The sequence below is a fragment of the Desulfovibrio sp. genome, assembly GCF_041907885.1.
Classification (GTDB): domain Bacteria; phylum Desulfobacterota; class Desulfovibrionia; order Desulfovibrionales; family Desulfovibrionaceae; genus Desulfovibrio.
This window is the reverse complement of sequence record NZ_JAYRGM010000002.1, coordinates 113,482-140,415: the sequence shown is the minus strand read 5'-3', so window position 1 is coordinate 140,415 and position 26,934 is coordinate 113,482. Positions and strand designations below refer to the sequence as shown.

The following is a 26,934-nucleotide window of genomic DNA, read 5'->3' as shown; positions in this document are numbered from 1 at the left end:
ATCCGGTTGTAGCGCCTGGGCGATTCGCCCCGGCGAGATTGAGCAATAGCTGTCCAAGGAGGACACACGCATGGCTGAGATCACCTATAAAGGTAAAAGCTTTGAAGTTGACGAAGACGGTTTCCTTCTGCGTTTTGACGACTGGTGCCCCGAATGGATGGACTATGTGAAGGAATCCGAAGGCATCTCTGAAATCAATGCTGATCATCAGAAGATCCTCGACTTCCTGCAGGACTACTACAAGAAGAACGGCATCGCTCCCATGGTCCGTATTCTTTCCAAGAATACCGGCTACAAGCTGAAGGAAGTGTACGAACTCTTCCCCTCCGGCCCCGGCAAGGGCGCCTGCAAAATGGCCGGCCTGCCCAAGCCCACTGGCTGCGTGTAGTCCAGCCGCAACATTTTGGAAAAAAGCGGAAGGGAAACCTTCCGCTTTTTTTTGATTATGCCGCCCGCCTGCGGCCTGTGCGCCCGCTGTGCCGTGCGGCGTACCCCCAGGGGGGCTTGCCTGTCCGGCAATACATCGTATTTTCTCATAAGCCCTGGCACGGCTCTCATCCCTTTACGCCGGGCCAAAAAAACGGTATCGCCCTGCCATGAAAATTCGTCTGTCCCTTAAAAAATGCGCCCTCTGGTTCATGGGTATCATTATAGTGTGCGGCCTTATGGGCAGCGTAGCTGTGGTCATGCTTTTTTACTGGGCCTCGCGTGATCTGCCCGACCTCAACCGCATTGCAGAATACAAGCAGCCCCAGGCCACTGTTATTCTGGCACGCGACGGGTCCATGCTCGGCACGCTCAACCATGAAAAACGCTTTGTCATCGGCCTCAAAGACATGTCGCGCTATCTGCCCATGTCGTTTCTTGCCGCCGAAGACGATGCCTTTTACCGCCACATGGGCATAGACCCCGTGGCCATCATGCGTGCGGCCATCAACAACTTTCGCAAGGGACGCCAGGGCGAGGGCGGCAGCACCATCACCCAGCAGCTCATCAAGCAGTTGCTGCTCACATCCGAGCGCAGTTACACCCGCAAGATGAAAGAGGCCATTCTGGCCTACCAGCTGGAAAAAAACTTCACCAAGGACCAGATCCTTACCATTTATCTCAACCAGATTTATCTGGGTGAGCATTCTTTTGGCGTGGAATCGGCGGCGCGCACCTATTTTGGCAAGCATGCCTCTGATATCACCCTGGCCGAAAGCGCCGTTATTGCCGGTTTGCCCAAGGCCCCCAGCACGTACAATCCCTTCCGCAGGCCTGATGAGGCCAAGAACCGGCAGATGTACGTTCTTGGCCGCTTGCGCGACCTCAAGTGGATCACCCCGGCGGAATACGACCAGGCCGTGGCCGAGCCGCTGGTGTACTGGAGCATGCCCGAAGGCGTGGGCGGCCCTGCCCAGTGGTATCTTGAAGAAGCCCGCCGCCTGCTGGTGGAATTTTTTACGGAATCGAACCTCCGCGCGCTGGGCATAGAAACCAACAAATCTGGCGCAGACTATGTGTACGAGGCGGGCCTGACCGTGCGCACCGCCATGGACCCCGCCCACCAGAACGCCGCAGGCGCTGCCCTGCGCCGTGGCCTTGAAGAACTGGACAAGCGCCAGGGCTGGCGCGGCCCCGTGGATCAGCTGGATGCCGCCAAACAGAAAGAATTTCTTGCAAAAGCGCCCTTCTCGCCCATTGATCTGGCAGGCGGCGAATGGGTAAAGGCCCTTGTTACCGCTGTGGACAGCAAGGAAGTAAAGGTAGCGCTGGGGCAGGGTTATACGGGTATTGTGCCTGTTACGGCCATGTCGTGGGCGCGCAAACCCAATCCCAAGGTTGCGGCGGCCAATGCCCCGGCCATCAAAGATCCCAAACAGGTGGCCGCGCCCGGTGACGTGATCTGGGTTTCTGCCGATGAAGCCACCGTCACAGAGACCAATGCCAAGGGCAAAAAAGAAACAAAAACCGTGCCTTTTGACGCATCCACGGTCAAAAAGAACACGCCCATCCCCCTGCGCTTGCAGCAGGAACCCCTGGTGCAGGGGGCCATCGCCTCGGTTGAACCGCAATCTGGCGACGTTGTAGCGCTTATTGGCGGCTATCAGTTTGGCGACAGCCACTTTAACCGCGCCACGCAGGCACGCCGCCAGCCGGGCTCCAGCTTCAAGCCTGTGGTCTATTCCACGGCCATGGATTTTGGCTTTACGCCAGCCTCCACAGTGCTGGACGCACCCTTTGTGTATGTAAACCCCTACACAAACGAAGTGTGGCGCCCCTCTAACTACGAGCATAACTACAAGGGCGAGCTGCCCCTGCACACGGCGCTGGCCCTTTCGCGCAATACCTGCACCGTGCGCGTGGCACAACAGGTGGGTGTGGCCAACATTGTGCAAAGGGCCAAGGCCCTGGGCCTCGAACCGCATTTTCCGCAAGAGCTGGCCATCAGCCTTGGCGCGGTGGCGGTGTCCCCCCTCAATCTCACCCAGGCCTACGCCGCCTTTGCCAACCAGGGGCTGGGCGTGAGGCCGCGCATCATCACCTCCATCACCGACGAGCAGGGCCGCGTGCTCTACAAGCAGGAAGTGGAACACTGGCAGGCGGTTTCGCCGCAGAATGCCTACATCATGGACACCCTGCTCAAGGAAGTGGTCAATGCCGGTACGGGCGTACGGGCCAAGATTGATGGCCGCATTATTGCGGGCAAAACCGGCACGACCAACGACGAGCACGATGCGTGGTTCATGGGCTTTTCGCCCTACCTCGTTACGGGCGTCTATGTGGGGTATGATCAGGTGCAGAGCCTTGGCCGCCTTGAACAGGGCGGGCGCACCGCTGCCCCCATATTCCGCTATTACCGTTCCGAAATTGAAGACCGCTACCCCAAGGACGACTTTGTGATGCCAGAGGGCATTGTGATGTCCGATGGCCTTGCCTTCAGAGCCGACCAGCCCATGCAGGGAGCCTCGGCCACCGCAGGGGCAACAGCGCCCGAAGGCGCGCCAGTCGATACCTCTGAAGGCGGCGAAGACCTGATGCGTCAGATGTTTTAGGGCAAACCGCCACGCGCCTGTGCAGATATGGCCGCAGCTGTTACACACCATAGGTAACGGCTGCGGTCAGCGCCCTGCCCGGCGTGTGGCGGCTGGCCCGGACACAGCAGCCAGCATTTTCCAATCACTCGCGCGCACTCCCATGCGTTGAACCCTCAGCCCTCAAGGCCGGAGACTGCCATGAAACACCGTATCGACATGGCCGCAGGAAACGAACCGGCGGATGTGCTTATCATCAACGCACGGGTGGTGGACGTTTTTTCGGGCCTTGTGCGGCAGGATGCCGTGGCCATGGGCGACGGCGTGTTCGTGGGCTTTGGCCAGCGCGAGGCCCGACAGGTGGTGGACGCGCAGGGGGCATATCTTTTGCCCGGCTTTATTGACGCCCACATCCATCTGGAATCAAGCATGGTCACCCCGGCCCGCTTTGCCGAGATGGCCCTGCCCCACGGCACAACATCCGTGGTGGCCGACCCCCACGAGCTGGCCAATGTGTGCGGCACGGCGGCCCTGCGGTTTTTGTTGGCCAGCGCCCAGAGCCTGCCACTGAACATTTTTCTCGCTCTGCCCTCGTGCGTACCGGCCACACCGTTTGAAGACAGCGGCGCGGTCTTGCAGGCTGCCGATCTTGCGCCATTTATGGACGACCCGCACGTGGCTTCGCTGGGCGAAATGATGAACTACCCCGGCGTGCTGCACGCCGACCCCGAAGTGCTGGACAAAATTGCCCTCAGCCGGTCACGCGGCAAGCCCGTTGACGGTCACGCCCCCGCCCTGCTGGGCAGGGAGCTTGATGCCTACCTGAGCACCGGCATTGGCAACACCCACGAATGCACCACCGCAGAAGAATTTCACCAAAATCTCATGCGCGGCTGCCGCATCTTTTTGCGCGATGGCTCGGCTGCCCGCAATCTGCCCGCCCTGGCCCCGCTGGTAACCCCCGGCAACTGCCACCGCTGCGCTTTTTGCTGCGACGACAGGCATGCCTCGGAGCTGCTCACCGCCGGGCACATGGACGAAGTGCTGCGCAAGGCCGTTGCCCTGGGCATGGACCCCGTTACCGCCGTGCGCCTGTGTACGCTCAACGCGGCAGAGGCCGAGGGACTGCACGGCAAGGGGGCCATTGCCCCCGGCTTTGATGCAGACTGCGTGCTGGTTGATGATCTTGCCTCATTCAACGTGCGCATGACTTTTGCGGGCGGCAGACAAATTGCGGCAGAAGGCCGCATGCTCGCCCCGCTGAGCGACCCGCCCCTGGAGGGTCTTACCAATACGGTGCAGATGGCCCCCCTGCCCGCAGATGTGCTGGCCCTGCCCGTGCCCTCTGGCCGTGCGCGGGTTATCCGCCTGCACCCCGGCTCTCTGGTTACGGATGCAGAAGAACACGCCATCACCAGTGTTAACGGGCTTTTCGACCCGCGCAGTAATGCCGGGCTGTGCAAGCTGGCTGTTTTTGAACGCCACAAGGCCACCGGCAAGGTGGGTGTGGGCATTCTTGCGGGTTACGGCCTGCGCGGCGGGGCCGTGGCAACTTCTGTCAGCCACGACTCGCACAATATTGTTGTTTGCGGCGATAACGATGCAGACATGCTGGCGGCTGTACGCCGCGTGGCCGCAATGGGCGGCGGCATTGCCGTTGCGGGCGGCGGCAAGATTCTGGATGAACTGGCCCTGCCGGTGGCGGGCCTCATGACCCCAGAACCGCCGCAAACTGTGGTGCGCGCGCTGGATTCCATCCATGCCCTGCTGCACGACCACGGGGTTCCGGGCAATGTGGCCCCGCTCATGGCCCTCAGTTTTATGGCCCTGCCGGTCATTCCTTCGCTCAAACTTACGGCGCGGGGGCTGTTTTCCGTTGCCGACTGGCGTTTTGTTTCGGTGGATGCGGCAGCGCAGCACTGAGGCACTTTTTCTTACACCTGTGGGAAGCGCCCGTTGCGCAGCCCTGAAGCAGCAACATAAAGGAACCTCATGATTCCCTTCGGTACGCTTGTTGTCTATGTAACCCCCAAGGGCCGCCGCTATGTCAAACGTCTTGTCGAAGGACAGGACTGGCACAGCAACGACGGCACGCTGGTTTCTGCCGAGGTGGCCCAGGCCAACTTTGGCTCTGTGGTGTACACCAACCAGAACATTCCCATCCAGGTGCTCGAAGCGACCCTGTACGACCGCCTCAAGGGCCTCAAACGCCAGACGCAGATCATCTATCCCAAGGATATAGCCTATATCTGCCTGCGTCTTGGGGCCGGGCCGGGCCGCACCATTATTGAAGCGGGCTGCGGTTCTGGCGGCCTCACCACGGGTCTTTCATGGTTTTGCGGCCCCACTGGCCGCGTGGTGAGCCACGAAGCCCGCGAGGAATTCATGAAGCTGGCGCGCCGCAATCTTGAATGGGCCGGCGTGGGCGAAAATGTTGATCTGCACAACCGCGATGTGGCAGAGGGTTTTGCCGTAACCGGCGCGGACGCCCTGTTCCTCGATGTGCGTACCCCCTGGGAATACCTCGACCACGCTCTGGCCGCAGTGCGCCCCGGCGCGAGCTTTGGTTTTTTGCTGCCCACGGTTGATCAGGTGAGCAAACTGCTGCTGGGCCTTGAACGCGGCCCCTTTGCCGATGTGGAAGTGTGCGAGATCCTTATCCGCCGCTGGAAGCCCGTGGCCGACCGCCTGCGCCCCGAAGACCGCATGACCGCCCACACCGGCTTTTTGGTTTTTGCCCGTCAGCAGGACCGCAGCGCCGACTTTGAATCGCGCAAGCCCATGGGCACACGCGAACGCAAGCAGGAGGCCGCCCGTCTGGCCCGCCTGGGCCTCACAGAAGAAGGCGCGGGCGCCAACGAAGCGGATATTGCTGATAACGACGGTGAATAGATTGCGCGGCAGGTATGGCGTGGCCTGAGCCACCGCACCTGCAAACGTATGCATAAAGGCACGGCCCTCCGCATGAGGGCCGTGCCTGTTTAATTTTCGAAGCCTGCGGCCGTAACCGGGAAACCACGGCAGGTTGAACATTGGCAGGCCAGTTTATTTTATGCTGAAGAACCGCAGCCGCAGAGCATTGGTCACTACCGAAACAGACGACAGGGCCATGGCCGTACCCGCCAGCATGGGTGACAGCATGGGGCCGCCAAAGGCGTGCAGCAGGCCCGCCGCCACCGGCAGGCCGAGCACATTGTAACCAAATGCCCAGAACAGATTCTGGCGGATGTTGCGCATGGTCGCGCGCGAGAGCGCCAGCGCAGTAAGCACGGCCTCCATGCCGTCGCGCATCAGCACAATGTCGCCCGCTTCGGCGCTGACATCAACGCCGGTTCCCACGGCCATGCCCACATGGGCTGCGGCCAGCGCCGGGGCATCGTTGATGCCGTCACCCACCATGCCCACCATATGGCCCTCTCCCTGAAGCCGCCGCACATAGGCGGCCTTGTCTGCGGGCAACAGGCCTGCGGCTATTTCGTCCACACCAGCCTGTCGGGCCACGGCCTTTGCCGTGCGCTCGTTGTCACCCGTCAGCATGACCACGCGCACACCCATGGCGCGCAGACGGCTGACCACAGAAGCCGATTCGGGCCGCAGGGCATCGGCAAGGGCCAGAATGCCAGCCAGCCGTGCGCGGCCCTGCTGTTCCACCGCCAGCAACAGGGGGGTCTGGCCCGCCTCGGCCAGCTGGGCCAGCGCAGCCTGCGTTTCTGCTGACACTTCAATCCCGCGTTCGGCCATGAAGGCCGGGTTGCCCACGGCTATTCCCACGGGGCCGCCCTGCGCAACCACCTGACCGGAAATACCCATGCCGGGAGCCACAACAACCTCTTCCACTGGCAACAGGGCAAGAGAACGCGCTCTGGCAGCGCCCACCAGAGCGTGCGCCAGCGGATGCTCCGAGCGCGCCTCCAGCGAGGCAGCCATGCCCAGCAGCGTGTTTTCGTCCATACCGGCGGGGCATTCCAGCAGGGTTATTCCCGTAAGCACAGGCTTGCCTGTGGTGAGCGTGCCTGTTTTGTCCACGGCCAGCACGCTTATGTGCCCGGCCTGCTCAAGAGCTGCGCCATTCTTGATCAGCACCCCCAGCTGCGCGCCCCGGCCCGTGCCCACCATGATGGACATGGGCGTTGCAAGGCCCATGGCGCAGGGGCAGGCCATGACCAGCACGGCCACAAATATGGTCAAAGCCGTGGTAACGGGTTCTGCGCTGAACACAAGCCACGCCAGCCCCGCCGCCACGGCAATGCCCATGACGGCAGGCACGAAATAAAAGCTCACCCGGTCTGCCAGCCGCGCTATGGGAGCCTTGCTGCCCTGGGCCTCGCGCACCAGCCGGATAATACGGGCAAGGCGCGTGTTGCCGCCCACGGCTTCAGCCATAAAGGTCAGCGATCCCTCGCCGTTGACACTGCCAGCAGCCAGCTTGTCGCCGGGAGCCACGGCCACGGGTATGGATTCGCCCGTAAGCAGCGACAGATCAACCGCACTTTTGCCGGTCAGCACCACGCCATCCACCGGCACGCGCCCACCGGGGCGCAACAGCAAATGGTCGCCCACGCGCACCTGATCAAGGGCTATCTGCTCTGGAGCCGCAGCGGGGTCATCGGCATTGAGCCTCAGGGCGTTCTCTGGTGTAAGGCTCATGAGCGCGCCCATGGCATCACCTGCGCGGCGTTTGGCAACAGCCTCCAAAAACTGCCCCAACTCGATCATGGTCAGCAGCACGGCGCACGATTCATAATACAGGTTCATGGCGCGGGTCATGGGTTCACTGCCCGCAAGCCCCAGCAAGGTATTGCCCAGGCTGAACAAAAAGGCAGCGCCCGTACCCACCGCCACCAGGCTGTCCATGGCCGGGGCCTTGCGCAGCAGGGCCGTGATGCCGTCCACATAAAAATGACGCCCCAGCCAGACCACGGGCAGGGTCAGCAGCAGCTGGGCCAGCATAAAGGTATTGGGGGAATGGTGCGGATCAAGAGCCAGCGGCAGGGGCAGGCCCAGCATGTGCCCCATGGAAATGACCAGCAGGGGCACGGCAAAGGCTGCCATGGGCAGCAGGCGGCGCAGGCGTGCATGGATGTCTGCTGCTGCCCTTGCCCTGTTTTCTTCAAACTGAAGGGCAGCATCGTCACTCACTGCGGGCGTGGCCGTAAAACCAAGGGTGGCAACGCGCTCCATTATCTGCTGTTGCAGTTCGGCGGCATCACTCTTGCCCGGCCACACCTCGGCACTGGCAGCGGCCAGGTTGACGCTGATTTTTTCCACCCCTTCCATGCGGCCCACCACCCGCTCGATGCGCGAGGAACAGGCTGCGCAGTGCATGCCGCCGATGTCAAACCGCATGGGGCAGGCTGAAGTGTCGGTATCGGGGGCTGTATTGGTATTCATGGGCTCTCCACTTGTCATTCGGTGTGGCCGGGCGTAGGATGTAGATGAAATTGAAAACGCTTTCCTGATGGAGGATACGATGAAAAGTCTGAAAGTCAATGGCATGCGCTGCGGTCACTGCAAGGCGGCGGTAGAAGAAGCTGCGGCAAAGATTGCAGGCGTTGCCAATCCGCAGGTGAGCCTTGAAGACAAGGAACTGCGCTTTGAAGAATCTGGCCCGGTGGACATGCAGGCCCTGAAAACAGCCATCAGCGACATTGGTTTTGACCCGGAATAGCCACAAAATTCCGGAAACGCCGCGTTAACAATCAGGGGGCGCTGCCAGCATGCCGCGAGCGTGCGCGGCAACGCTCCCTTTTTTTGCAGCAGTGCCACCAGATGCGCTGCCCATCACGGCAGCAGGGCAGCAGCCTCCCTCTTGACATGGCCCCGTACCTTGCCGTTTTCGGTCAAATAGCGTAAATATGGACGGGTAATCACTGCCATCAATCCCATGCACCACCACAGCAACACCACCACAGGCATGCAAACACAACCCACCAAAGTAACTTGTTTTTCTTGCGCGGGCCGCTGGATTTTCCTTTTGTGCTGCCTGTTGGTTGCCACATCTGCCGTGGCGGCTCCCGGCGTGCGTTCACTGGATTTCACCACCATACGGCTTGGTGATGATACGCAGGGAGCAACCGTGCCCGCAGTGGCAGCCCCGGCGGTTCAGAACGCGGACACCGACCAGCCAGCCGAGGCCATCCAGCCGACGGCGGCCAGCACCAAGCCTCTGCCGGTGGTTCTTGTGGTGGGCGGCATTCAGGGTGACGAACCGGGCGGTTTTTCTGCTGCCACCCTGCTGACCACGCACTACACCATCCAGAAAGGTGTTCTGTGGGTTGTGCCCAATCTCAACTTTCCCAGCATCATCATGCGGTCGCGTGGGCTGCACGGTGACATGAACCGAAAGTTTGCCAAGCTCGACAACAATGATCCCGAATTCGGCACAGTGCGCCGCATTCAGGAACTTATCAGCCACCCCCGCGTGGGCCTGGTGCTCAATCTGCACGACGGCAGCGGCTACTACCGCGAATCGTACGAAGACAAACTGCGCAACCCCAACCGATGGGGGCAGTCTGTGATCATAGATCAGGAGGCCCTTTCCGGCGCTTTTATGGGCGCCTTGGGCGATGAGGCCCGCCAGGCCGCCGAAACGGCCAACGGCAGGCTGCTCTCACCACAACACATTCTGCACGTTCACAATACCAAAACCGCCGAGGGCGACCACGAAATGGACAAAAGCCTTTCGTACTACGCCGTGCGGCAGGGAAAGGCGGCCTTTGGGCTTGAGGCCAGCAAGGAATTTTCGGTCGAGGTACGCGCCTACTATCATTTGCTGATGGTCGAATCGTTTCTGGCGCAGGCTGGCGTGACCTTTAAACGTGGATTTGAGCTGAACCCGGCGGGCGTGCGCGGAGCACTGCTGGAAAACCTCGGCGTGTCTTTTGCCGACAACAAGATTTTTCTGCCGCTTGAAGATGTGCGCCCGTCCATCAATCTGCTGCCACTTTCAAAGGATGCTCCAGCCCAGGCTGTGACCTCCAAGCCCATAATGGCCGTACTGCCCTGCGCCAAGGGCGAGGAAGGCCAGTACTGCGTGCATTATGGCAACCGCATGATTACGCTCATCCGCCCCGACTGGCGCGAAATGGATCACAGCATCGGCGGCATGCGCGTGCTTGCAGACGGGCGCGAGGCCCAGGCCCAGTTCGGGCAGATACTCGAAGTATCCAAAAGCCTTGTGGTGCAGCCCAATCAGGGCTACCGGGTCAATGCCATAGGCTACGACAGCGGGCGCAAGGACGAAAGCGGTGAGCTGATGACTCTCAAGGATTTTCAGGCGCGATTTTCTGTTGACCGCCAGGGCAGGCTCTACCGTGTAGAGGTATACAAGGATCAGCGCTTCAGCGGCATGTTTCTGGTGCGCTTTGCCTCTGCCACAAACCGCCTGACCAGCACTGAACCCCAGCCCGTTACCAACGACAGACTGCCCGACAGACCGGGGCAGGAATCTACACTGGGGTTCTGAGCCAGCCATGCCCAATCCCACCATCTGCGTTGCGGGCGGCGGCAGCTGGGGCACAGCCCTGGCGCATCTGCTGGCCGCCAACGGCCATGATACATGCCAGTGGCTGCGCGACGATGTCGTGGCCCAAGCGGTAAATGCCCACCACGAAAACCCGCGCTACCTGCCGGGTTTTGCGCTGCACGACAGCCTGCAAGCCACCACTGCCCCCACGGTGCTGGGCCGCGAAATTGTTGTGCTGGCAGTGCCCTGCCAGCAGCTGCGCGGCTGGCTGACCGCCAATTCAAGCCATTTCTGCACCAATACCGTGCTGGTCAATGCCGCCAAGGGCATTGAAACCACCAATCTGTTGACCTGCGCCGAAATTGTCCAGCAGACCCTGGCCCATCTGCAACCCAGGTACGCGGTGCTCTCCGGGCCTTCCTTTGCAGCTGACGTGCTGCGGGGGCTGCCCACGGCTGTGGTGCTGGCCTCGGCAGATGAAGCCCTTGGGCGCACCCTGGGCCAGATATTTTCTAGTGCCAGCTTTCGCTGTTATTCCAGCACCGACGTGATGGGCGTGGAAATGGGTGGCGCGCTTAAAAATGTCATGGCCATTGCTGCCGGGGTGTGTGACGGACTGGGGCTTGGGCACAACAGCCGCGCGGCCCTCATAACCCGTGGTCTTGCAGAAATGAGCCGCCTGGGCGTGGCACGCGGAGCCCAGCCGCATACCTTTATGGGGCTTTCTGGTCTGGGCGACCTCACGCTGACCTGCACCGGCGACCTTTCCCGCAACCGGCAGGTGGGCCTGCGGCTGGGCCGGGGCGAAAGACTGGACCAGATCACCGCCAGCCTGGGCATGGTTGCCGAAGGTGTTAAAACCACCGCAGCCATCCATGACCTTGCCCGGCAGCTGCACGTTGATGCCCCTCTTACCGACGCTGTGCACAGCATACTTTACGGCGGTTGCGATCCGCACGAGGTGCTGCACAATCTTATGGCGCGCCGCCTGCGCGACGAATAGCCCCTTCGGCCCTTCAGCAGCGATACAACACCCAGTACAACTGACTCCATAACGTTTGTAGCGGCAAACGACACACCGTTGTTGCAGCCGTACAACGACCCCTACGGTCTGGATCAAATATCGGCTATTCGGGGGGCATCTCACTGCCCCCTGCGAGGCAGTTTTGCCTTGCTCCAAAAAAAAATTCTCACTTTTTTTTCGCCGATTTTTTTTGCGCTCGCCACTCAAAAACTGTTGCCACACTGGTAAAATAAATCACAAAAAACCGCGCAGCACGCAATGACTTTTCCTGAAAAATCAGCGTCAGTTTCGCACGTTTTTTAAATTGTTGTTACATCATACTTTGCACGATCTGACAGATATATCGATAGTTCAAAAAATCACATTTTAACGTGTCGTTGTCATTGATTTTCACAATATTGCACAATGCATTAGCGATTTTTTGCACAATTTGTTTGTGCAAACAGTTAAATACAAACTAACATACCGATTTCACAGCCTCCCAAAATCGCGCAAATCATGTGCTCTTTGTTTTACCTATTCATTTTTTACCCATTTTGATACCAAATTTTGCAATCTACCTGATCTTCTTAAAAGAGTTGTTGCTTGCAACGCTTTGCAAAGTGGGCTAAGGCAAAAACACTCTTTAAAAACATTTTTTCACGACATGGTATGGTGGTGATACCATCACACCATTTAGGGAGTGCGGCCCGGACTTGACCGGGCTGATCGCCGGGTTCATCCGAGAGACCCGCAAACCACGGGGCAAACTATGACGGAATCACTGTTTTCGGCTGGCGGCTTTCTTGTGCCGCTTCTCGTGGGCATGGCCCTTATGCTGTACGGCGCGGCCCAGTCCGTGCGACAGCGCAACAATCCCCGCAGCCTGATCCTATGGGGCTCGCTGCACGACGCAGGCATTTTCTGCCTGGGTTTGGGGGCCAGTGGTGGCATCAACAGTACGGGCCTGTGGCTCTTTGTACTGTTCCAGGCAGCCTCACGGCTGTTGGCCTGGACTGCCCTGGCGCGGCTTACGCCCCCGGCGCTTGGTACGCCGGTTCAGTTGCAGGATCTTTGCGCTACTGCTAAGCGCCAACCCTGGACCGCCGCCTGTTTCGGGCTTGGCATGCTGGCCGCAGTGGGCGGCTCGCCGTTCCTTGTGCCTGAAGCTCGCATGTTCATCAGCGCGGGCGTACTGGGCAGCATGCCCGGTGCCATGGCGGCCCTGCTGTGTATGGCCCTGGCCACCACAGTGCTTATCTGGCTGCATGTGGAAGCCGTGCGCATAGCCGTGCTCGACACATCTGCTGACGAAGCCTCCAGCTCCTCTTGGGCGGCCCCTGCGGGCAACGTCTTTTTGATGCTGGGTCTTGCTGCGGTTGTAGCCCTGCTGGGCGTGTTCCGCACACCGCTCACCGGCATGCTGGCATCTGCCTACAATGTGGATCTGCCGCATGCGGTAGCCCACCCGGCGTACTGGTGTTACTACCTTGGCGCCTTTGCCACGGGCATTGCCTTTTTGGTAAAGTTTGACCGCGCTCCCCTTGTGGGTGTGGCCTTTGCCGCGCTGGCCCTGGTATCTACCCTGGCAGCCGAGGCAACCCCCACCGCCAAGCTCTTTCTGATCATGGTCAGCGTTGTGGCCCTGGTGGTCAGCGTATACTCGCTGAGCTACATCCACGAACGCCATGGCCGCTACTGGTTCTTCCTGCTGCTGACCTTCGCCTCGCTGGCGGGCATTGTTTCGTCTGTCGACACGGCGAGCATGTACGGCTACTGGGAACTCATGACCTTCGCCTCCTACTTCCTGGTGGTGCATGAGAACAACCGCAGCGCCTACAATGCCGGTCTCAAATATTATGTAATGTGCGCGGGTGGTGCTCTGTTCATGGTGCCCGGCCTGCTGCTGCTGGCCGATCCCACGCTTTCTTCCGGCCTGCTTCAGGGTGCATTTGTACTTTGCCTTGCCGGTTTTGCCGTCAAGATGGGCCTTGTACCCGTACACTCGTGGCTGCCCGATGCTCACCCGGCCGCACCTTCTTCCGTGTCTGGTCCCCTTTCGGGTATCATCACCAAGATGGGCGTGTTTGGCATAGTTGTGGTGCTGCTCATGCGGCCCATGATTGTGGGCATGCCCGGCCTGTTCGGCCTTTCGTGGCTGGGTACGGGTTTGGTTGCCATGGGCGCTGCCACCCTTGTGTATGGTGAAGTCATGGCCCTGCGCCAGGATGACATCAAACGCATGCTGGCCTACTCGACCCTTGGGCAGATTGGCGAAATCGCCCTTGTGCTCGGCATTGGCACATGGCTCTCGACCACGGGCGCTTTGTGGCACATGCTCAACCACGCCATCATGAAAGACCTGCTCTTCCTTGGCGCGGGCGCTCTCATCATGCGCGCTGGCAGCCGCAAGCTTGCCGATCTGCGCGGCCTTGGCCGCCAGATGCCCGTTACCGTTGCCTGCATGGGCATCGGCCTTGTGAGCATCATGGGCTTGCCGCCCTTTGGCGCTTTTTACAGCAAGTTCATGATGATCCAGGCGGCCACCGCCGCCGGGCACATCTGGCTGGCAGCCCTGATTCTGGGCGGCTCGCTGGTGGGCCTGATCTACTATACGCGCATTCTTAAAACCCTGGTGTTCGAAGAACGCCCCGCCGATCTGCCCACCGTCACCGATGTGCCGCGCAGCATGCAGATTGGCCTAGCAGTTCTGGCCGCAATTTGCGTCATCATGGGCCTTGCCCCGCAACTTGCCATGAACCTTGTGGTTCCTGTGGCCTCCATGTGCTTCACGCCCAACCTCAACGACCCCGACGTGCTGGTTGCCATGAATGTTTCGTGGCCCATCTTTGTGGTTGTGCCGGTGTTTGGCGCACTGATCCCGGCCATGTTCTACCGCGACCGCAAAAAGGCCGGCTGGGCCAGCGTGGGTGTGCTGCTGTTCACCGCGCTGCTGGTGGTCATGTTTGGCCGTGGGCTTGATACGCTTTCGTTCTGCTTTGCCCTGCTGGTTCCTGTACTGGGTGCGGTCAACATGGCCTATGCCCTTGGCTACATGGAGCACAGCCACCGCCAGTGGCGCTTCTACTGCGCCTTTACCGCCATGTGCGGCGGTCTGGTCGGTATGGCGGCAAGCCAGTACATGCTGAGCTTCTTCCTGTTCTGGGAAATCATGAGCTCGTGGACCCTGTACCTGGCCATTGCCCACGAGGGAGACAAGGACTCGCTGCGCGAGGCCTTCAAATACTTTATCTTCAACGTGTTTGGCGCGGGCTTCATCTTCTTGGGCATGTGCCTTGTTGGGCCCTTTACGCCCTTCAACGCCACCCTGCTCACGGGTGCTGCTCCCTACATGCCCCACGGGGCCGCATGGCTCGGCATGGCCCTGCTGGCCGCTGGCTTCCTGATGAAGGCAGCCCAGCTGCCCTTCCGCATTGACTGGCAGATGCACCCGGCACTGGCTCCCACGCCTGTTTCCGGCTACATCTCGTCCGTGCTGCTTAAGAGCGCCATTCTCGGCCTCATCAAGCTGTTCATGCTCATGGGCGGCGGCTTTATGCTGGCTGGCGTGCTGGGCGGCATGGAGCAGAACATCATCACCACCGTTGCCATGTGGGTTGGCGGCATCACCATCATCATGGCTGCCTTGCAGGCCCTGCGTACCAACGTTATCAAGCTTGTGTTCATCTACTCTACGGTGAGCCAGCTGGGTTACATGGTACTGGCGGTTGCCGCAGGCGGCGCACTGGGTTACGCGGGCAGCATGCTGCACGTTGTCAACCACGTGTTCTTTAAAGATCTGCTCTTCCTTGTGTGCGGCGCTGTCATGTTTGCCACCCACCGGGAAACGCTTGACGACCTCGGCGGTATTGGCCGCCAGATGCCCTTTACCCTTGCCATGTTCGCCATAGCCGGGCTTTCGGTGGTGGGCGTGCCGCCTACCAGCGGCTTCTCGTCCAAATGGCTGATCTACCATGCCCTCATGGAAGCGGGCCAGCCCTTCCTTGCCCTGCTTTCCCTGATCGGCAGCGTGCTGACCATGGCCTACATTGCCAAGTTCCTGCACGCGGCCTTTTTGGGCCAGCCCTCGCCCAACCTGCACGATGTACACGAGGCCCCGCTGATCATGCGCGTGCCCATGGGCATTCTGGCTGCCGGTTGCGTGCTTACGGGCGTTTTCCCCGGCCTGGCCCTCGGCCCCATCAACAGCGTACTGCTTGAGTACGGCTTTATGCCGCTCAATGTGGGCCTGTCGGGTGTGCTCTCTGGCCCCGGCGCATGGAACGCCACTGGCATGTTCGTTATGATGGCTCTCGCCTTTGCTGGCGGACGCTGGTTTGTGCTGCGCTTTACCCGCCTGCGCGAAATCGACGTCCACACCTGCGGTCTGCCGGTTGAAACCTCCACCAGCCGCATGAAGCCCTCCAGCATTTACGGGGACATCCTCCGCCTTGTGGGCGGCGAAAAGACCGCCAAGGAGAACCGCTGATGAGCGATACCCTGCTTGCCATACTGCACATGTGCATCTTCCCCGGCGGGGCATTTGCCCTGTTGGTGGCCATGTTCTTCAAAGGACTTGACCGCCGGGTCGAGGCGCGGCTACAGCGCCGCGTCGGCCCCCCGTTGATCCAGCCCTGGCTTGATATTGCCAAGCTGCTGACCAAGGAAACCCTTATCCCCAAAACCGCAGTCCGTTCGGTCTTTTTGATGGCCCCGGTATTCGGTTTTACGGGTATGGCCGTATGCGCGGCCTTTATACCGATTCCCGGCGTGTTCAACGGCCTGTTCAACATGGGCGACCTGCTGGTTATCTTCTACCTCTTGCCCATCCCGGCCATGGCCATCATGCTGGGTGGCTCGGCCTCCAGTTCGCCCTACGGCGCTGTGGGCTTCTCGCGCGAAATGATGCTGATGCTGGCCTATGAAACCCCTCTGCTCATGATCTTGCTTGCGGTTGCCATGCTGACCGGCAAGATGCTGAGCGGCGGCGCCACGGGCGCGGAATTTTCGCTGCTCAAGATTGTTGCCATGCAGCAGCAGGTGGGTTCGTTCGGGTTCAACCCGGTCATGATCCCCGCCTTTTTGGCCTACTTGATCTTTTTACCCGGAACCATGGGCGTTGTGCCCTTTGATATTCCTGAGGCAGAAACCGAACTTATCGAAGGCCCCCTGCTGGAATACGGCGGCCCCCTGCTGGCCATGTTCCAGATTACTTCAGCGTTCAAGACCTTTGTTGTTCTTGGCCTGGGGGTTGCGCTTTTCTTCCCCGGCACCATATCTGATATATGGCTGGTGAATCTGGTGTGGTTCCTGCTCAAGTGCCTTGCGCTCATGCTGGTTTCGCTTACGCTGGTCAAATCGGCCACCGGGCGCTTCCGCATTGATCAGGCGTTCCGCTTTTACATAACGGTGCCCACAGCGCTTGCGCTGTGCAGCCTGATACTGGTCTGGGTGATGTAAGGAGGCCGACGTGTCGCTGGATAACATGCTTAAAAAACTTTCCGTGCGGTCGCCGTGGCTTTTCCGCATCAACGCAGGATCGTGCAACGGCTGTGACGTGGAACTGGCAACCACCGCCTGCATTCCGCGCTACGACGTGGAACGTCTGGGTTGCCGCTACTGCGGCAGCCCCCGCCATGCCGATATTGTGCTTGTCACCGGCCCCCTGACCACCAGGGTGCGTGACCGTGTGCTCAAGGTGTGGAATGAAATTCCCGAACCCAAGGTAACCGTGGCTGTGGGCATCTGCCCCATCTCGGGCGGTGTGTTCCGCGAGGGCTATTCCATCGAAGGCCCCCTCGACCGCTACATTCCCGTAGATGTCAACGTGCCCGGCTGCCCGCCCCGCCCCCAGGCCATTCTTGAGGCTGTGGTGCTGGCGCGCTCCATATGGATGAAAAAACTGGGCTTGGAGGAGTGATATGGCGGGCTTCCTGAAAGTACTGTTCCGCAATTTGCTGGATGGGCCGAGCACCGATCCATTCCCGCTGGGTGAAACCTTCACCCCCGACCGGCTTCGCGGCAAGGCTGTTGTTGATCCCGAACTGTGCATGGGCTGCGGTATCTGCCGTCACTCGTGCGCTGCCGGGGCCATCAACATCTCGCCTCTGCCCGACCGCAAGGGTTTTACCATCACCATTTGGCAAAACTCGTGCTGCCTGTGTGCGTCGTGCCGCCATTACTGCCCCACCGGGGCCATGAGCATCACTACCGACTGGCACACCGCGCACACTGAAGCAGACAAGTTCAACCGCATCGAACAGCAGACCGTACACTACGTGCCCTGCGACGGTTGCGGCGAGCTTATGCGGCCCCTGCCCAAAAAGCTGGCCGACAAGCTCTATGCCTACAATACTGAAATCGACAGAGACCTGACGCGCAGGCTCTGCCCCAAGTGTCGGCAGGTTGAAGACGGCAAGCGCAATGCTTGTGCGCTGCCCGCCGCCTCTGGTGCAGAAGTTGAGAGCAGCGTTACTTCTGCCGCTCCCACCAAGGATTAGCGGATCATACCCGCGGAGAACATATGCAACAGACAATCAACGGCAACGCCAAAGTCATCGAGGGGCTTACGGCCCTGTGTACCGAAGACGACGCCGTACACCACAGCGCAGACAGCTTTGGCAATGCCTTCCACTGGTTCAGGCTCGGTACGCCGCGCATGCTTCAGGAGGCCGCCGCCATCATGCGTGAAGCCAACGCCCGCCTGTGCATGACCACGGCTTACAACCGCCGCCAGCTCAGCGAACCCATGCAGGAAGTTTGCTACCATTTTGAGCTTGACGGCGTGGTTTACAACATGACTGTCACCCTTAACGGCGAGTGGCCCACCGTGCCCTCCATCACCCCGCTTTTTGCCAATGCTGACTGGCACGAACGCGAAATGATGGAACTTTACGGCATTCAGGTTACCGGTCACCCCAATCCCACCCGCCTGTTCCTGGATGAAGAGCTTGACGCAGGCATTCTCAACGAGGCCGTGCCCCTGTCCATCATGATGAACGGGGCCTGCACCACCGACCTCTGGGAACGCATTCTCAATGACAAGGAGCGCAACTCATGAGCAACACCTTCACCATGCCTCTGGGCCCTGTACACGTGGCCCTTGAGGAACCGGTATATTTCCACCTTACGGTGGATGGTGAAACCGTTCGCCACGTTGAGCTCACCTCTGGGCACGTTCACCGTGGCATGGAAGCCATGGCAACCCAGCGCAACCTTATCAAGAACGTCACTCTCACCGAGCGCGTGTGCTCGCTGTGCTCCAACAGCCATTCCTTCACCTACAGCATGGTGGTGGAAAACGTGCTTGGCATCACCATACCCGACCGCGCCTGCTATCTGCGTGTGGTGGCCGAAGAAATCAAGCGTATTGCCTCGCACCTTTTCAACACGGCCATTCAGGCGCATATCATCGGCTTCAAGTCGCTGTTCATGCACGTGATGGAAGTGCGTGAAATGATGCAGGACCTCAAGGAAACCGTGTACGGCAACCGAATGAACCTGGCGGCCAACTGCATCGGCGGCGTAAAATACAATGTTACGCCCGAACTGCTGGACTACATGCTCAAAACGATTGCCAAGGTTGAACCCCATGTGGACGAAATCCGCGAGATTTACGCCACCAACGGCATGGTTCTGGGCCGCACCAAGGGCCTTGGCCTGCTGCCCAAGGAAGACGCCCTGCACCTCGGCGTGGTGGGCCCCGTGGCACGCGGATCTGGTGTTGCCATAGACGTGCGCAAGGATTCGCCCTACGCCGCCTACGGCAAGCTTGATTTCAAGTCCATCACCGAACCTGGCTGCTGCGTCAATTCGCGCACCATGGTGCGGCTGCACGAGATTTTTGAATCGTTCAGCCTCATCCGCCAGTGCATCGAAAGGATGCCCGAAGGCGAGGTTACGGCCCCCATGCGCCAGATCCGTACCGCAGAGGCCTGCGCCCGCACCGAAGCACCGCGCGGCGAAGTGTTTTACTACATCCGCACCAACGGTACGGATATGCCCTCGCGTCTGAAGTGGCGCGTGCCTTCGTACATGAACTGGAAGGCTCTGGGTGTCATGATGCGTGACTGTAAAGTGGCCGATGTGGCACTTATCACCAACAGCATCGACCCCTGCGTTTCCTGCACCGAGCGCTAGGCACAGAGGCTCTGAGGGTTATCTATGCACGAGGCAACGCTGGTCCAGGGATTGCTGGACATGGCCATCAAGGCCGTGAAAGAACACAATACGGCCAATCCGGATTCGCCGGTTGTGCGTATTGAAGAATTCCAGTGTGAACTGGGCCTGCTTGCCTGTGTAGAAGCGCAAACCCTCACCGCCTGCTTTGAACTGCTGGCGGAAGGAACCTTGGCGGAGGGCGCAAAGCTCACTTTGACCAGTGCGCCCCTGGCCTGCAACTGTCATCAGTGCGGGCATGAATTCAGCCTGACGCAACGGCATTTCGTCTGCCCCAGTTGCGGCGGCGAGAACATCCACTTCAACGGGGGCCATGGGATGACCCTTATGGCCCTGCACGTTGCATCCGAGGAAACGGACCATGACTGAACATATCCAGGTCGTACCCGACAAATGCCGCGCCTGCCGCCGCTGTGAAGTGGCCTGCATTGCCGCCCACCACGGCATGAGCTTTAAAGAGGCCATGAAACACCGCGACGAGCTGGTTTCGCGCGTACAGGTTGTTAAGGCCGAAGGCTTTAAAACCACCGTGCGCTGCCACCAGTGCGACCACGCGCCCTGCGCCAATGTGTGCCCCACCGGCGCACTTCAGCAGGATGCCGACGGTCGCATCATCATGCGCGTGCAATACTGCGTAGCCTGTAAGATGTGCATCGCCGCATGCCCTTACGGAACAATCACCCTTGAAACAATCGGCATGCCCTCCGTGGACGGCGACGACGGCGAAACTCTCGCCCAGCGCGCCCGCCGCGAAGTTGCCGTGCGTTGCGACATGTGCCGCGCCTGGCGCATGGAGAACGGCAAACGCATTACCGCCTGCATGGAAGCCTGCCCGGCCCACGCCCTTTCGCTGGTGCTGGCCGACGGCTCTGTGGTGCAGGCCCCCGCGCCGGAAAAGAAAGCCGCTGTTGAAGGTGCTGCCGAAAAGCCCGCCACCCCGGTGGCAGAACCCGGCCCCCGCGCCTCTGTAACGGCCGCCGCCAATGCAGCAGAAGCCCCCAAGGCCGAAGCCGCTGTGGAAGCGGCTGCCCCTGTGGCGGAAGCCAAGGTGGAAGCTCCTGTTGTGGAAGCCCCCGCAGAAGCTCCTGCCGCCCCGGTGGCTGAAGCCCCCGCAGAAGCCCCCGCAGAAGCCCCCAAGGCCGAGCCTGTTGCTGAAGCCGCCCCGGTTGTGGAAGAAGCACCTGCCGCCCCGGTGGCAGAGGCTGCTCCTGCCGAGCCTGTGGCTGCACCAGTTGAAGCTGCCGCTCCGGTGGCAGAAGCCCCCGCCGAGCCTGCCCCTGCGGCTCCTGCTGCCAAGCCTGCTGCTCCCAAGGCGGCGGCCAAGGGCGGCAAAAAGTCCACCAAGAAGGGTGGCAAGAAGTAACAGCTTCTGACAGCAAGCCATTCAGGCCCCGGCATGTGCAATTTTTTTGCGCATGCCGGGGCCTTGCCTTTTGGACACGACGGCATAAAAATATACAAAGATTACGTGCAACCGGCTCAGCAATCCCAGGGCCGACAGAACACAGCCCACAGGGTTGCTGTGTCATATCCACGGTAACAGCCGTACTGCGGCTGACTCCCCAATCATGATTTCCATGGCATTTGCCGCCGCAAAACTTTTTTACGCAATACGCAATAATGTGACCGCCGTCACAGAATTGCACGCCTATTTCTGGTGTACAGCACTTGTACGCAGGCTGATGCGCACCGGGTTCACGCCCGCCAACAGGAGAACCCCGACTGACCATGAGGGAGCAGCCAGCATACGCTGGCGCACACAGCAAATCCCAATCACCCCGCAACGCTGCGGCGGCCAGAATGGAGTACATCGATGGATAACGGCGATCTGCAAACCATCTACGCTGCGTTGCAAGCTGGCCCCTTTGCGGCCATGTCCGAGGCTGAACGCCAAAAACTGGCCCAACATGCCCGCCTGCAACCCTTCAGCCTTGGGGCAACACTTTTCAGAGAAGGCGAGGCCGCCACAGACCCCATGCTGCTGCTTTCTGGCATGGTCAAACTGTGCCGCCATTCCTCGCAGGGCAAGGAATGTGTGTTGCATCTGGTGCGTCCCGGCAGGCTGCTGGATGCCGGAGTGCTGTTTTATGAAGAAGGCCTGCCCGTAACAGCCATTGGCGTGCAGGCGGGCACGGTGCTGCGGATTGAGCGCAAGGCGCTGCTTGAATCACTGCGCACCGAGGCTGCGCTGGGCCTTGCCCTGCTCAATGCCATGAGCCTGCGGCAGCGCCTGTTTATCAACAAGATCGCCGGTTCGCAGGGGCGTATTTCCGTATCTGGCCGGGTTGCCGCATGGCTGCTGCACCGGGCAAAGATGGAAAAAAGCGCCACCCTGAGCATGGGCGTCACCCAGGAAACACTGGCCCGCCAGATGGGCATCAGCCGCGAGAGCCTGAGCCGCGAGCTCAGCGCCCTGGCATCAGCCGGTCTTATTGACCGCGACCGCCGCCGCGTTACCCTGCTTGATGCCGATGCCCTGCGCGAAAGGGCCGAGGCATAGGATCAGCATGAAGGCTTGTATTGTTTACTCATCGTGTACCGGCAATACCCGCAAGGTTGCCGAGGCACTGGCCGATACTTCGGGCATTCCGTGCTTTGCCGTGCGCCATGCCCCCAATCCCGATGATTTTGATCTGCTGGCTCTGGGTTTCTGGGTGCGCAAGGGCTTGCCCGATGCTCGTGCCCAGCGGTATATGGCCCGTGTGCGCGACAAGCACGTATTCTTTTTTGGCACGCTGGGCGCTTGGCCGCATTCGGAACACGCCCGCCGTTGCCTCGTTGCAACCCACGAACTGCTACAGGCTGGGGGCAATACGGTTGTGGATGGATTTTTGTGTCAGGGCAGGGTAAACCCGCAGGTCATAGCCGCATCGCAACGCAAGGGCGGCCATCCCATGAGCGCAGAACGCCGCGCCCGGCTGCTTGAGGCCGAGCGCCACCCAGATGCCGCAGACCTCACGGCGGCACGCCTGCACTGGCAACGCAGCCTGCAAAAATTTGCTCCGTCGGCGCTCCACCCTGCATCAATCCCTTGCTTTGCCACGGGCATCTTGCCCCCGCCGCCATTTATCGGCAACAATTCCGCGCTCTAACCAGCCGCAGACCACACCAGGAGCCGCCCATGCGCAAGCAAGACCGCGAATGCCTCGACCCGGCGTTCTTTGACGAAGTTTTTACCACAGCCGAAGACCTGTGCCTCGCCATGCACGACGGGGATTTCCCTTATGTGATCCCTCTCAATTTCGTGCGCCAGGGCAACAGCATCTACATCCACTGCGCACTTGAAGGCCACAAGCTCGACTGCATCCGCACCAACCCCAACGTGGCCTTTACCCTTGCCGCCGACGTGCGCATCCACAGGGAAAAATCCACCACCTACTACAAGTCTGTGTGCGGCACTGGCCGCGCCCTGCTTGTGGAAGATGCGGCAGAAAAAGGACGCGCCCTGGACGCGCTGGCCAAGCGCTACGCCGCACTTTGCCCCACACCCACGCCAGATGCGGCCCTTGCCCGCACAGGTGTTGTGCGCATTGACATTGTGGATCTGGTGGGCAAGCGCAAGCTGCCCAAGTAACTGATCTCACCTCTCCTTGCAGCGGCGCAACTGCGCCACAACAGGCTGCATTTCAAGGAAGTCTGACATGAGCGGAGCTTCCCGCCTTATCCCCTTGCCTTCGTGCATCTTGCTGCTGCCCGCAGGCGCGCACTTTTGGCGCAGCGGCCAGCCCGGCCTCGCCGCCGCCTGCATTGCGCTGGCCCTGCTGGCATGGAGCCGCGCCGCCTGGGTGCGCCTGCTGCTCCTGCTGGTGCTGCCCCTGCTGGCTGGCCGCTGGATATGGAGCGCAGGCCAGTTTGTGCAGATGCGCATGCTCATGGGCGAGCCATGGCACAGGCTGGCGGCCATTCTGCTCACCGTGGCCCTGCTAACAGCCCTGGCCACATGGCCGCTGCTGCGCGAGGCAGCCCAACAGCGTTACCATCAGGGTGAAACCACTGCGCACACCCAGCTGGCAGCGCTGCTTTTGTGCATGGCCCTGCTGTTGCCCGTATGGATCATGAAACCGCAGTTGATCGCGCTGGAACGTTTTTTCCCGCAGTGGGGCAGTCTGCAACTGGCCCTGGCCGGGGTGTGGGCCGCCTTTGCCGCAGGCTGGCTGAGCAGCAAAAAATCTCCCCAGGCCAGAATGCGGCTGTGGCGGCTGTTTTCCATAGTATTCTTTGCCCAGCTGATTCTTGGACTGCTGCTCGAAAGCCGTTTTCTGCTCAGCGGGCAGCTGCATCTGCCGGTTCCCGGCCTCATTGCCGCAGCACCCATCTACCGGGGCGGCGGCTGGTTCATGCTGGCACTGTTCAGCTTTGCAACCCTGCTGGCGGGCGCGGCGTGGTGCAGCCATTTGTGCTATTTTGGCGTGTGGGACGCCACGGCGGCCAAGGCCTGCGCAGGCAGCCAGCGCGGGATTACCCGTCTGGGCACGAGCGCCAAACCGGGCCCAGGCGAAACAAGCCAGTTCACCCCCCTGGCTGTTGCCCGCCGCGCGCCCGCATGGCTGCCGTATTTGCGCCTGGCCATGCTGGCCCTGACCCTGGGCATTCCCCTGGTGTTGCGCCTTGGCGGCGCACCAACAGAGACGGCTCTGGCCTGTGGGCTGCTGCTTGGCCTGCTGGCCCTGCCCGCCTCGATGCTGGTCAGCCGCAAGGCGGGCTATGCGGCCTACTGCCGGGGGCTCTGCCCGCTGGGGCTGCTGGCGAAATGGCTGGGACGCCTTGCCCCCTGGCGTGTGCGGCGCACGGGTTCCTGCCGCCGCTGCATGGCCTGTGTGCGCGTGTGCCGTCAGGATGCCATGGGCGATCCCGCAACCACCAGCACCCCCAATGCAGACTGCAATCTGTGCCGTGACTGCGTGGCCGTCTGCCCGCAGAAGGCGCTTTCCGTAACGTTTTACGGCCTGCCGGGTTCTCAGAAATGGGCAGGCCCCGCCTTTGTTGCCATATTGGCCGCCCTGCACGCGGCCTTTCTGGCCATGGCCCGCATTTAGGCACGCCGTGGCTTCATAAAGTGTCAAAACCAACTTTACAGCAAACTGCAACACCACTTCGAGGATGCCAATGATGCGTGTTCTGCGCCGCCTGCGTGCGGGAACCATGGCCCCGCCCAGGGCCGACTGGAATGAAATTTTCTGGGCATGGGCGGGCAGCTGCCTTTCCATCATCTGCCTTGCCATGCTGGAACGCCTGAGCGCGCAGGAATGGAATCTGCCCCTGCTCATCGGCTCGTTCGGGGCCTCTGCGGTGCTGGCCTTTGGCGCGCCCCACAGCCCGCTGGCCCAGCCCCGCAACCTTGTGGGCGGGCATGTGCTTTCTGCTCTGGTGGGCGTAACCTGCCAGCTGCTGCTCGGCGACAATCCTGTTCTGGCATCCGGCCTTGCTGTTTCCACCGCCATTGCCCTCATGCATGCGACACAAACCCTGCACCCTCCGGGCGGCGCAACGGCCCTGATTGCCGTTATCGGCGGGCCCGGCATCCACAAGCTCGGCTACTGGTATGTGGTTTTGCCCTGCGCGGCAGGCGCCGTCTGCATGCTGGCCCTGGCCTGTGTGGCAAACAACCTCGCAGCCCGCAAAAGGTATCCGCTGTTTTGGTGGTAGCTGCCGATTGATGCGGCAGTTTACCGCGCGGCAGTGCTTTTCTTTCTGGCCGGGCTGCCGGAAGGCTGCACCCCCAGACTGACGCACTGTAGAACTGCCGCACCGCCGAACACGCCTGCTTCCGGCTGACGGCTTGCCAGCCGGGAGCAAAGGGCGTAGCGTCATTGCCTTACTTTTATCGAGGTTATGACATGTCTGGCATTTCTTCCGCTTCCCCCCTGGCGGAGGGCCTCAGACGCGCGCTGCCCATTGTACTGGGCTATCTGCCCGTGGGCTTCGCGTTTGGGGTTCTTGCGGTCAAAAACAATATCCCCCCGTCACTGGCAGTTGCCATGTCTGTGCTCATGTTTTCCGGCTCCGGGCAGTTTGTCTTTGCCGGCATGTGGGGCGCGGGCGCAAGCGCACTTTCCATCATGGCGGCCGTATTTATTGTAAATCTGCGTTATCTGCTGCAATCTGCCGCAGAATCACCCTGGCTAGCGGGCTTGCCACGCGCACACCGCTTTTTGCTGGGCCTGGGCCTTACGGACGAAACATTTGCCGTACACATTACAGCTTTTCAGAGCGGCTGGCAGCGCAGCCTCACCACACTCTTTGTCTGCAACCACACGGCGCAGCTTGGCTGGGTTGGTGGCGCGGCCATTGGCGCGTTTTGCGGCGAGCTGGTCAGCGATGTGAAGCCCCTTGGCCTTGATTACGCCCTTACGGCCATGTTTCTGGCACTGCTGGTGCCGCAGTGTGTCAGCCGCCTGCACGTGCTGGTGGCACTGTTCACCACGGTGCTCTCCATAAGCCTCAAGGTCGCGGGCATGACCCAGTGGAACATTGCCGTGGCAACGGTGCTGGGAGCCAGCCTTGGCACATGGCTTTTGCTGCGCAAGGCGCAGCAAGAAGGCGCGCCCTGCGACTTTGCAGGCGAAACGCGTACCCCTGCCTGCAAATGCACCGAGGAGGCAGAATCATGAGCACCACCGGATGGTTCAGCACCAACGGCGCACTGCTGCTCTGCCTGCTTGGCAGTGTTGTGGTTACCCTGCTGCCCAAGATTCTGCCCGTCACCTTTTTGAAGGGCGACAGCCTGCCCCCGCTGCTGCGGCACTGGCTCTCGTTTGTGCCGGTTGCTGTCATGGCGGCGCTGGTGGGGCCCGATGTTTTCATTTATGAAGGCCATTTCAATGCGGGGCCGTCCAACCTTTTTCTGATGGTGTCCCTGCCCGCCCTGCTGGTTGCCTGGTGGACAAAGAACTATTTTCTCACCATCGCCTTTGGCCTTGCGCTGGTGATTCTGGCCCGCTTTGCAGGATGGTACTGATGCCAGCCGCCAAAACGCGCGGCGACTGCCCGCCCTCACTGCGCGAACGACGCAAACCGGCCCCGGCCCTGCCGCCGCCCACGCGCAGCGGCAGCCTGCTGGTGCGCATTGCGCCAGAGCACACGGGGCTGTTCCGCTTTTTGCTCGAAGCCTACGACCATGTGGCCTACTTTACCGTGCTTGAAAACAAGACAGCCCTGTTGCGGGTGATTTTTTCGCCCCACCGCGAACGCGAGACGCGCCAGGCCTTGCAGCAGATGGCCCAAAGCCTGTGCTTTAGCGTGCATGAATGGCCCTGAAACGCAGACAACTT

24 protein-coding genes are annotated in these 26,934 nt (G+C 60.7%); 23 read left to right on the top strand and 1 reads right to left on the bottom strand.

Annotated features, from left to right (window positions below; genetic code table 11):
* Positions 1-70: 70 nt before the first annotated feature.
* The 4 genes from ACE3NW_RS02110 (at position 71) to ACE3NW_RS02095 (ending at position 5,909) form a co-directional block, all read left to right on the top strand.
* Complete coding sequence (locus ACE3NW_RS02110; RefSeq protein ID WP_022657697.1) at positions 71-388, top strand: TusE/DsrC/DsvC family sulfur relay protein; 318 nt, start codon at positions 71-73, stop codon at positions 386-388.
* A gap of 208 nt (positions 389-596) precedes the next feature.
* Entirely contained in the window at positions 597-3,038 is a 2,442-nt protein-coding gene (locus tag ACE3NW_RS02105) for a penicillin-binding protein 1A (RefSeq protein WP_374279879.1), read from the top strand.
* Positions 3,039-3,218: 180 nt separating this feature from the next.
* Positions 3,219-4,940 (top strand): adenine deaminase, encoded by a 1,722-nt coding sequence (ade, locus tag ACE3NW_RS02100; protein ID WP_374279877.1) that lies wholly within the window; start codon positions 3,219-3,221, stop codon positions 4,938-4,940.
* 69 nt (positions 4,941-5,009) lie between these two features.
* Positions 5,010-5,909: a tRNA (adenine-N1)-methyltransferase gene (locus ACE3NW_RS02095; RefSeq protein WP_374279875.1), complete on the top strand. Its 900-nt coding sequence runs from the start codon at positions 5,010-5,012 to the stop codon at positions 5,907-5,909.
* Positions 5,910-6,062: 153 nt separating this feature from the next.
* On the opposite strand, the gene ACE3NW_RS02090 is transcribed toward ACE3NW_RS02095, so the two are convergent.
* Positions 6,063-8,408 carry a heavy metal translocating P-type ATPase gene (locus tag ACE3NW_RS02090; RefSeq protein ID WP_374279873.1) on the bottom strand — a complete coding sequence of 782 codons (2,346 nt, stop codon included), beginning with the start codon at positions 8,406-8,408 and terminating at the stop codon, positions 6,063-6,065.
* A 79-nt stretch (positions 8,409-8,487) separates the two neighbouring features.
* On the opposite strand from ACE3NW_RS02090, the gene ACE3NW_RS02085 reads away from it, so the two are divergent.
* The 19 genes from ACE3NW_RS02085 to ACE3NW_RS01995 all read left to right on the top strand — a co-directional run bounded on the left by ACE3NW_RS02085 (position 8,488) and on the right by ACE3NW_RS01995 (position 26,920).
* Positions 8,488-8,685 carry a heavy-metal-associated domain-containing protein gene (locus ACE3NW_RS02085; protein ID WP_374279871.1) on the top strand — a complete coding sequence of 66 codons (198 nt, stop codon included), beginning with the start codon at positions 8,488-8,490 and terminating at the stop codon, positions 8,683-8,685.
* Positions 8,686-8,991: 306 nt separating this feature from the next.
* Positions 8,992-10,482 (top strand): M99 family carboxypeptidase catalytic domain-containing protein, encoded by a 1,491-nt coding sequence (locus tag ACE3NW_RS02080; protein ID WP_374279868.1) that lies wholly within the window; start codon positions 8,992-8,994, stop codon positions 10,480-10,482.
* A gap of 7 nt (positions 10,483-10,489) precedes the next feature.
* Positions 10,490-11,485, top strand: a complete 996-nt coding sequence (locus ACE3NW_RS02075; RefSeq protein ID WP_374279866.1) for an NAD(P)H-dependent glycerol-3-phosphate dehydrogenase — start codon at positions 10,490-10,492, stop codon at positions 11,483-11,485.
* A 772-nt stretch (positions 11,486-12,257) separates the two neighbouring features.
* Complete coding sequence (locus ACE3NW_RS02070) at positions 12,258-15,974, top strand: complex I subunit 5 family protein (protein ID WP_374279864.1); 3,717 nt, start codon at positions 12,258-12,260, stop codon at positions 15,972-15,974.
* Positions 15,974-16,945 carry a respiratory chain complex I subunit 1 family protein gene (locus ACE3NW_RS02065; RefSeq protein WP_374279862.1) on the top strand — a complete coding sequence of 324 codons (972 nt, stop codon included), beginning with the start codon at positions 15,974-15,976 and terminating at the stop codon, positions 16,943-16,945. The genes ACE3NW_RS02070 and ACE3NW_RS02065 overlap by 1 nt, the downstream gene beginning before the upstream one ends.
* 25 nt (positions 16,946-16,970) lie before the next feature.
* On the top strand, positions 16,971-17,405 hold the full coding sequence (locus ACE3NW_RS02060; protein ID WP_291332749.1) for an NADH-quinone oxidoreductase subunit B family protein: 435 nt from the start codon (positions 16,971-16,973) through the stop codon (positions 17,403-17,405).
* Position 17,406: 1 nt separating this feature from the next.
* The gene (locus ACE3NW_RS02055; RefSeq protein ID WP_374279860.1) at positions 17,407-17,985 is read left to right on the top strand and encodes a 4Fe-4S dicluster domain-containing protein; all 579 of its coding nucleotides are present in this window, start codon (positions 17,407-17,409) and stop codon (positions 17,983-17,985) included.
* A gap of 23 nt (positions 17,986-18,008) precedes the next feature.
* A complete protein-coding gene (locus ACE3NW_RS02050) occupies positions 18,009-18,545 on the top strand; it encodes an NADH-quinone oxidoreductase subunit C (RefSeq protein ID WP_374279858.1) in 537 nt (178 codons plus the stop codon).
* Positions 18,542-19,624 carry a nickel-dependent hydrogenase large subunit gene (locus ACE3NW_RS02045; RefSeq protein WP_374279856.1) on the top strand — a complete coding sequence of 361 codons (1,083 nt, stop codon included), beginning with the start codon at positions 18,542-18,544 and terminating at the stop codon, positions 19,622-19,624. The genes ACE3NW_RS02050 and ACE3NW_RS02045 overlap by 4 nt, the downstream gene beginning before the upstream one ends.
* A gap of 24 nt (positions 19,625-19,648) precedes the next feature.
* Positions 19,649-20,032: a hydrogenase maturation nickel metallochaperone HypA gene (locus tag ACE3NW_RS02040; RefSeq protein WP_374279854.1), complete on the top strand. Its 384-nt coding sequence runs from the start codon at positions 19,649-19,651 to the stop codon at positions 20,030-20,032.
* On the top strand, positions 20,025-21,026 hold the full coding sequence (locus tag ACE3NW_RS02035; protein ID WP_374279852.1) for a 4Fe-4S dicluster domain-containing protein: 1,002 nt from the start codon (positions 20,025-20,027) through the stop codon (positions 21,024-21,026). The genes ACE3NW_RS02040 and ACE3NW_RS02035 overlap by 8 nt, the downstream gene beginning before the upstream one ends.
* A 450-nt stretch (positions 21,027-21,476) precedes the next feature.
* A complete protein-coding gene (locus ACE3NW_RS02030; RefSeq protein WP_374279850.1) occupies positions 21,477-22,163 on the top strand; it encodes a Crp/Fnr family transcriptional regulator in 687 nt (228 codons plus the stop codon).
* Positions 22,164-22,170: 7 nt separating this feature from the next.
* Entirely contained in the window at positions 22,171-22,755 is a 585-nt protein-coding gene (locus ACE3NW_RS02025; RefSeq protein WP_374279848.1) for a flavodoxin family protein, read from the top strand.
* A 29-nt stretch (positions 22,756-22,784) separates the two neighbouring features.
* Positions 22,785-23,237, top strand: coding sequence for a pyridoxamine 5'-phosphate oxidase family protein (locus tag ACE3NW_RS02020; protein WP_374279846.1), 453 nt, complete (start codon positions 22,785-22,787; stop codon positions 23,235-23,237).
* Positions 23,238-23,304: 67 nt separating this feature from the next.
* Positions 23,305-24,699: a 4Fe-4S binding protein gene (locus tag ACE3NW_RS02015; RefSeq protein WP_374279844.1), complete on the top strand. Its 1,395-nt coding sequence runs from the start codon at positions 23,305-23,307 to the stop codon at positions 24,697-24,699.
* 70 nt (positions 24,700-24,769) lie between these two features.
* Entirely contained in the window at positions 24,770-25,309 is a 540-nt protein-coding gene (locus tag ACE3NW_RS02010) for an HPP family protein (protein ID WP_374279842.1), read from the top strand.
* 191 nt (positions 25,310-25,500) lie between these two features.
* Complete coding sequence (locus ACE3NW_RS02005) at positions 25,501-26,274, top strand: AzlC family ABC transporter permease (RefSeq protein WP_374279840.1); 774 nt, start codon at positions 25,501-25,503, stop codon at positions 26,272-26,274.
* Positions 26,271-26,621, top strand: coding sequence for an AzlD domain-containing protein (locus ACE3NW_RS02000; RefSeq protein WP_374279838.1), 351 nt, complete (start codon positions 26,271-26,273; stop codon positions 26,619-26,621). The genes ACE3NW_RS02005 and ACE3NW_RS02000 overlap by 4 nt, the downstream gene beginning before the upstream one ends.
* A complete protein-coding gene (locus ACE3NW_RS01995) occupies positions 26,621-26,920 on the top strand; it encodes a DUF4911 domain-containing protein (protein WP_374279836.1) in 300 nt (99 codons plus the stop codon). Before ACE3NW_RS02000 ends, ACE3NW_RS01995 begins: the two co-directional genes overlap by 1 nt.
* Positions 26,921-26,934 lie beyond the last annotated feature (14 nt).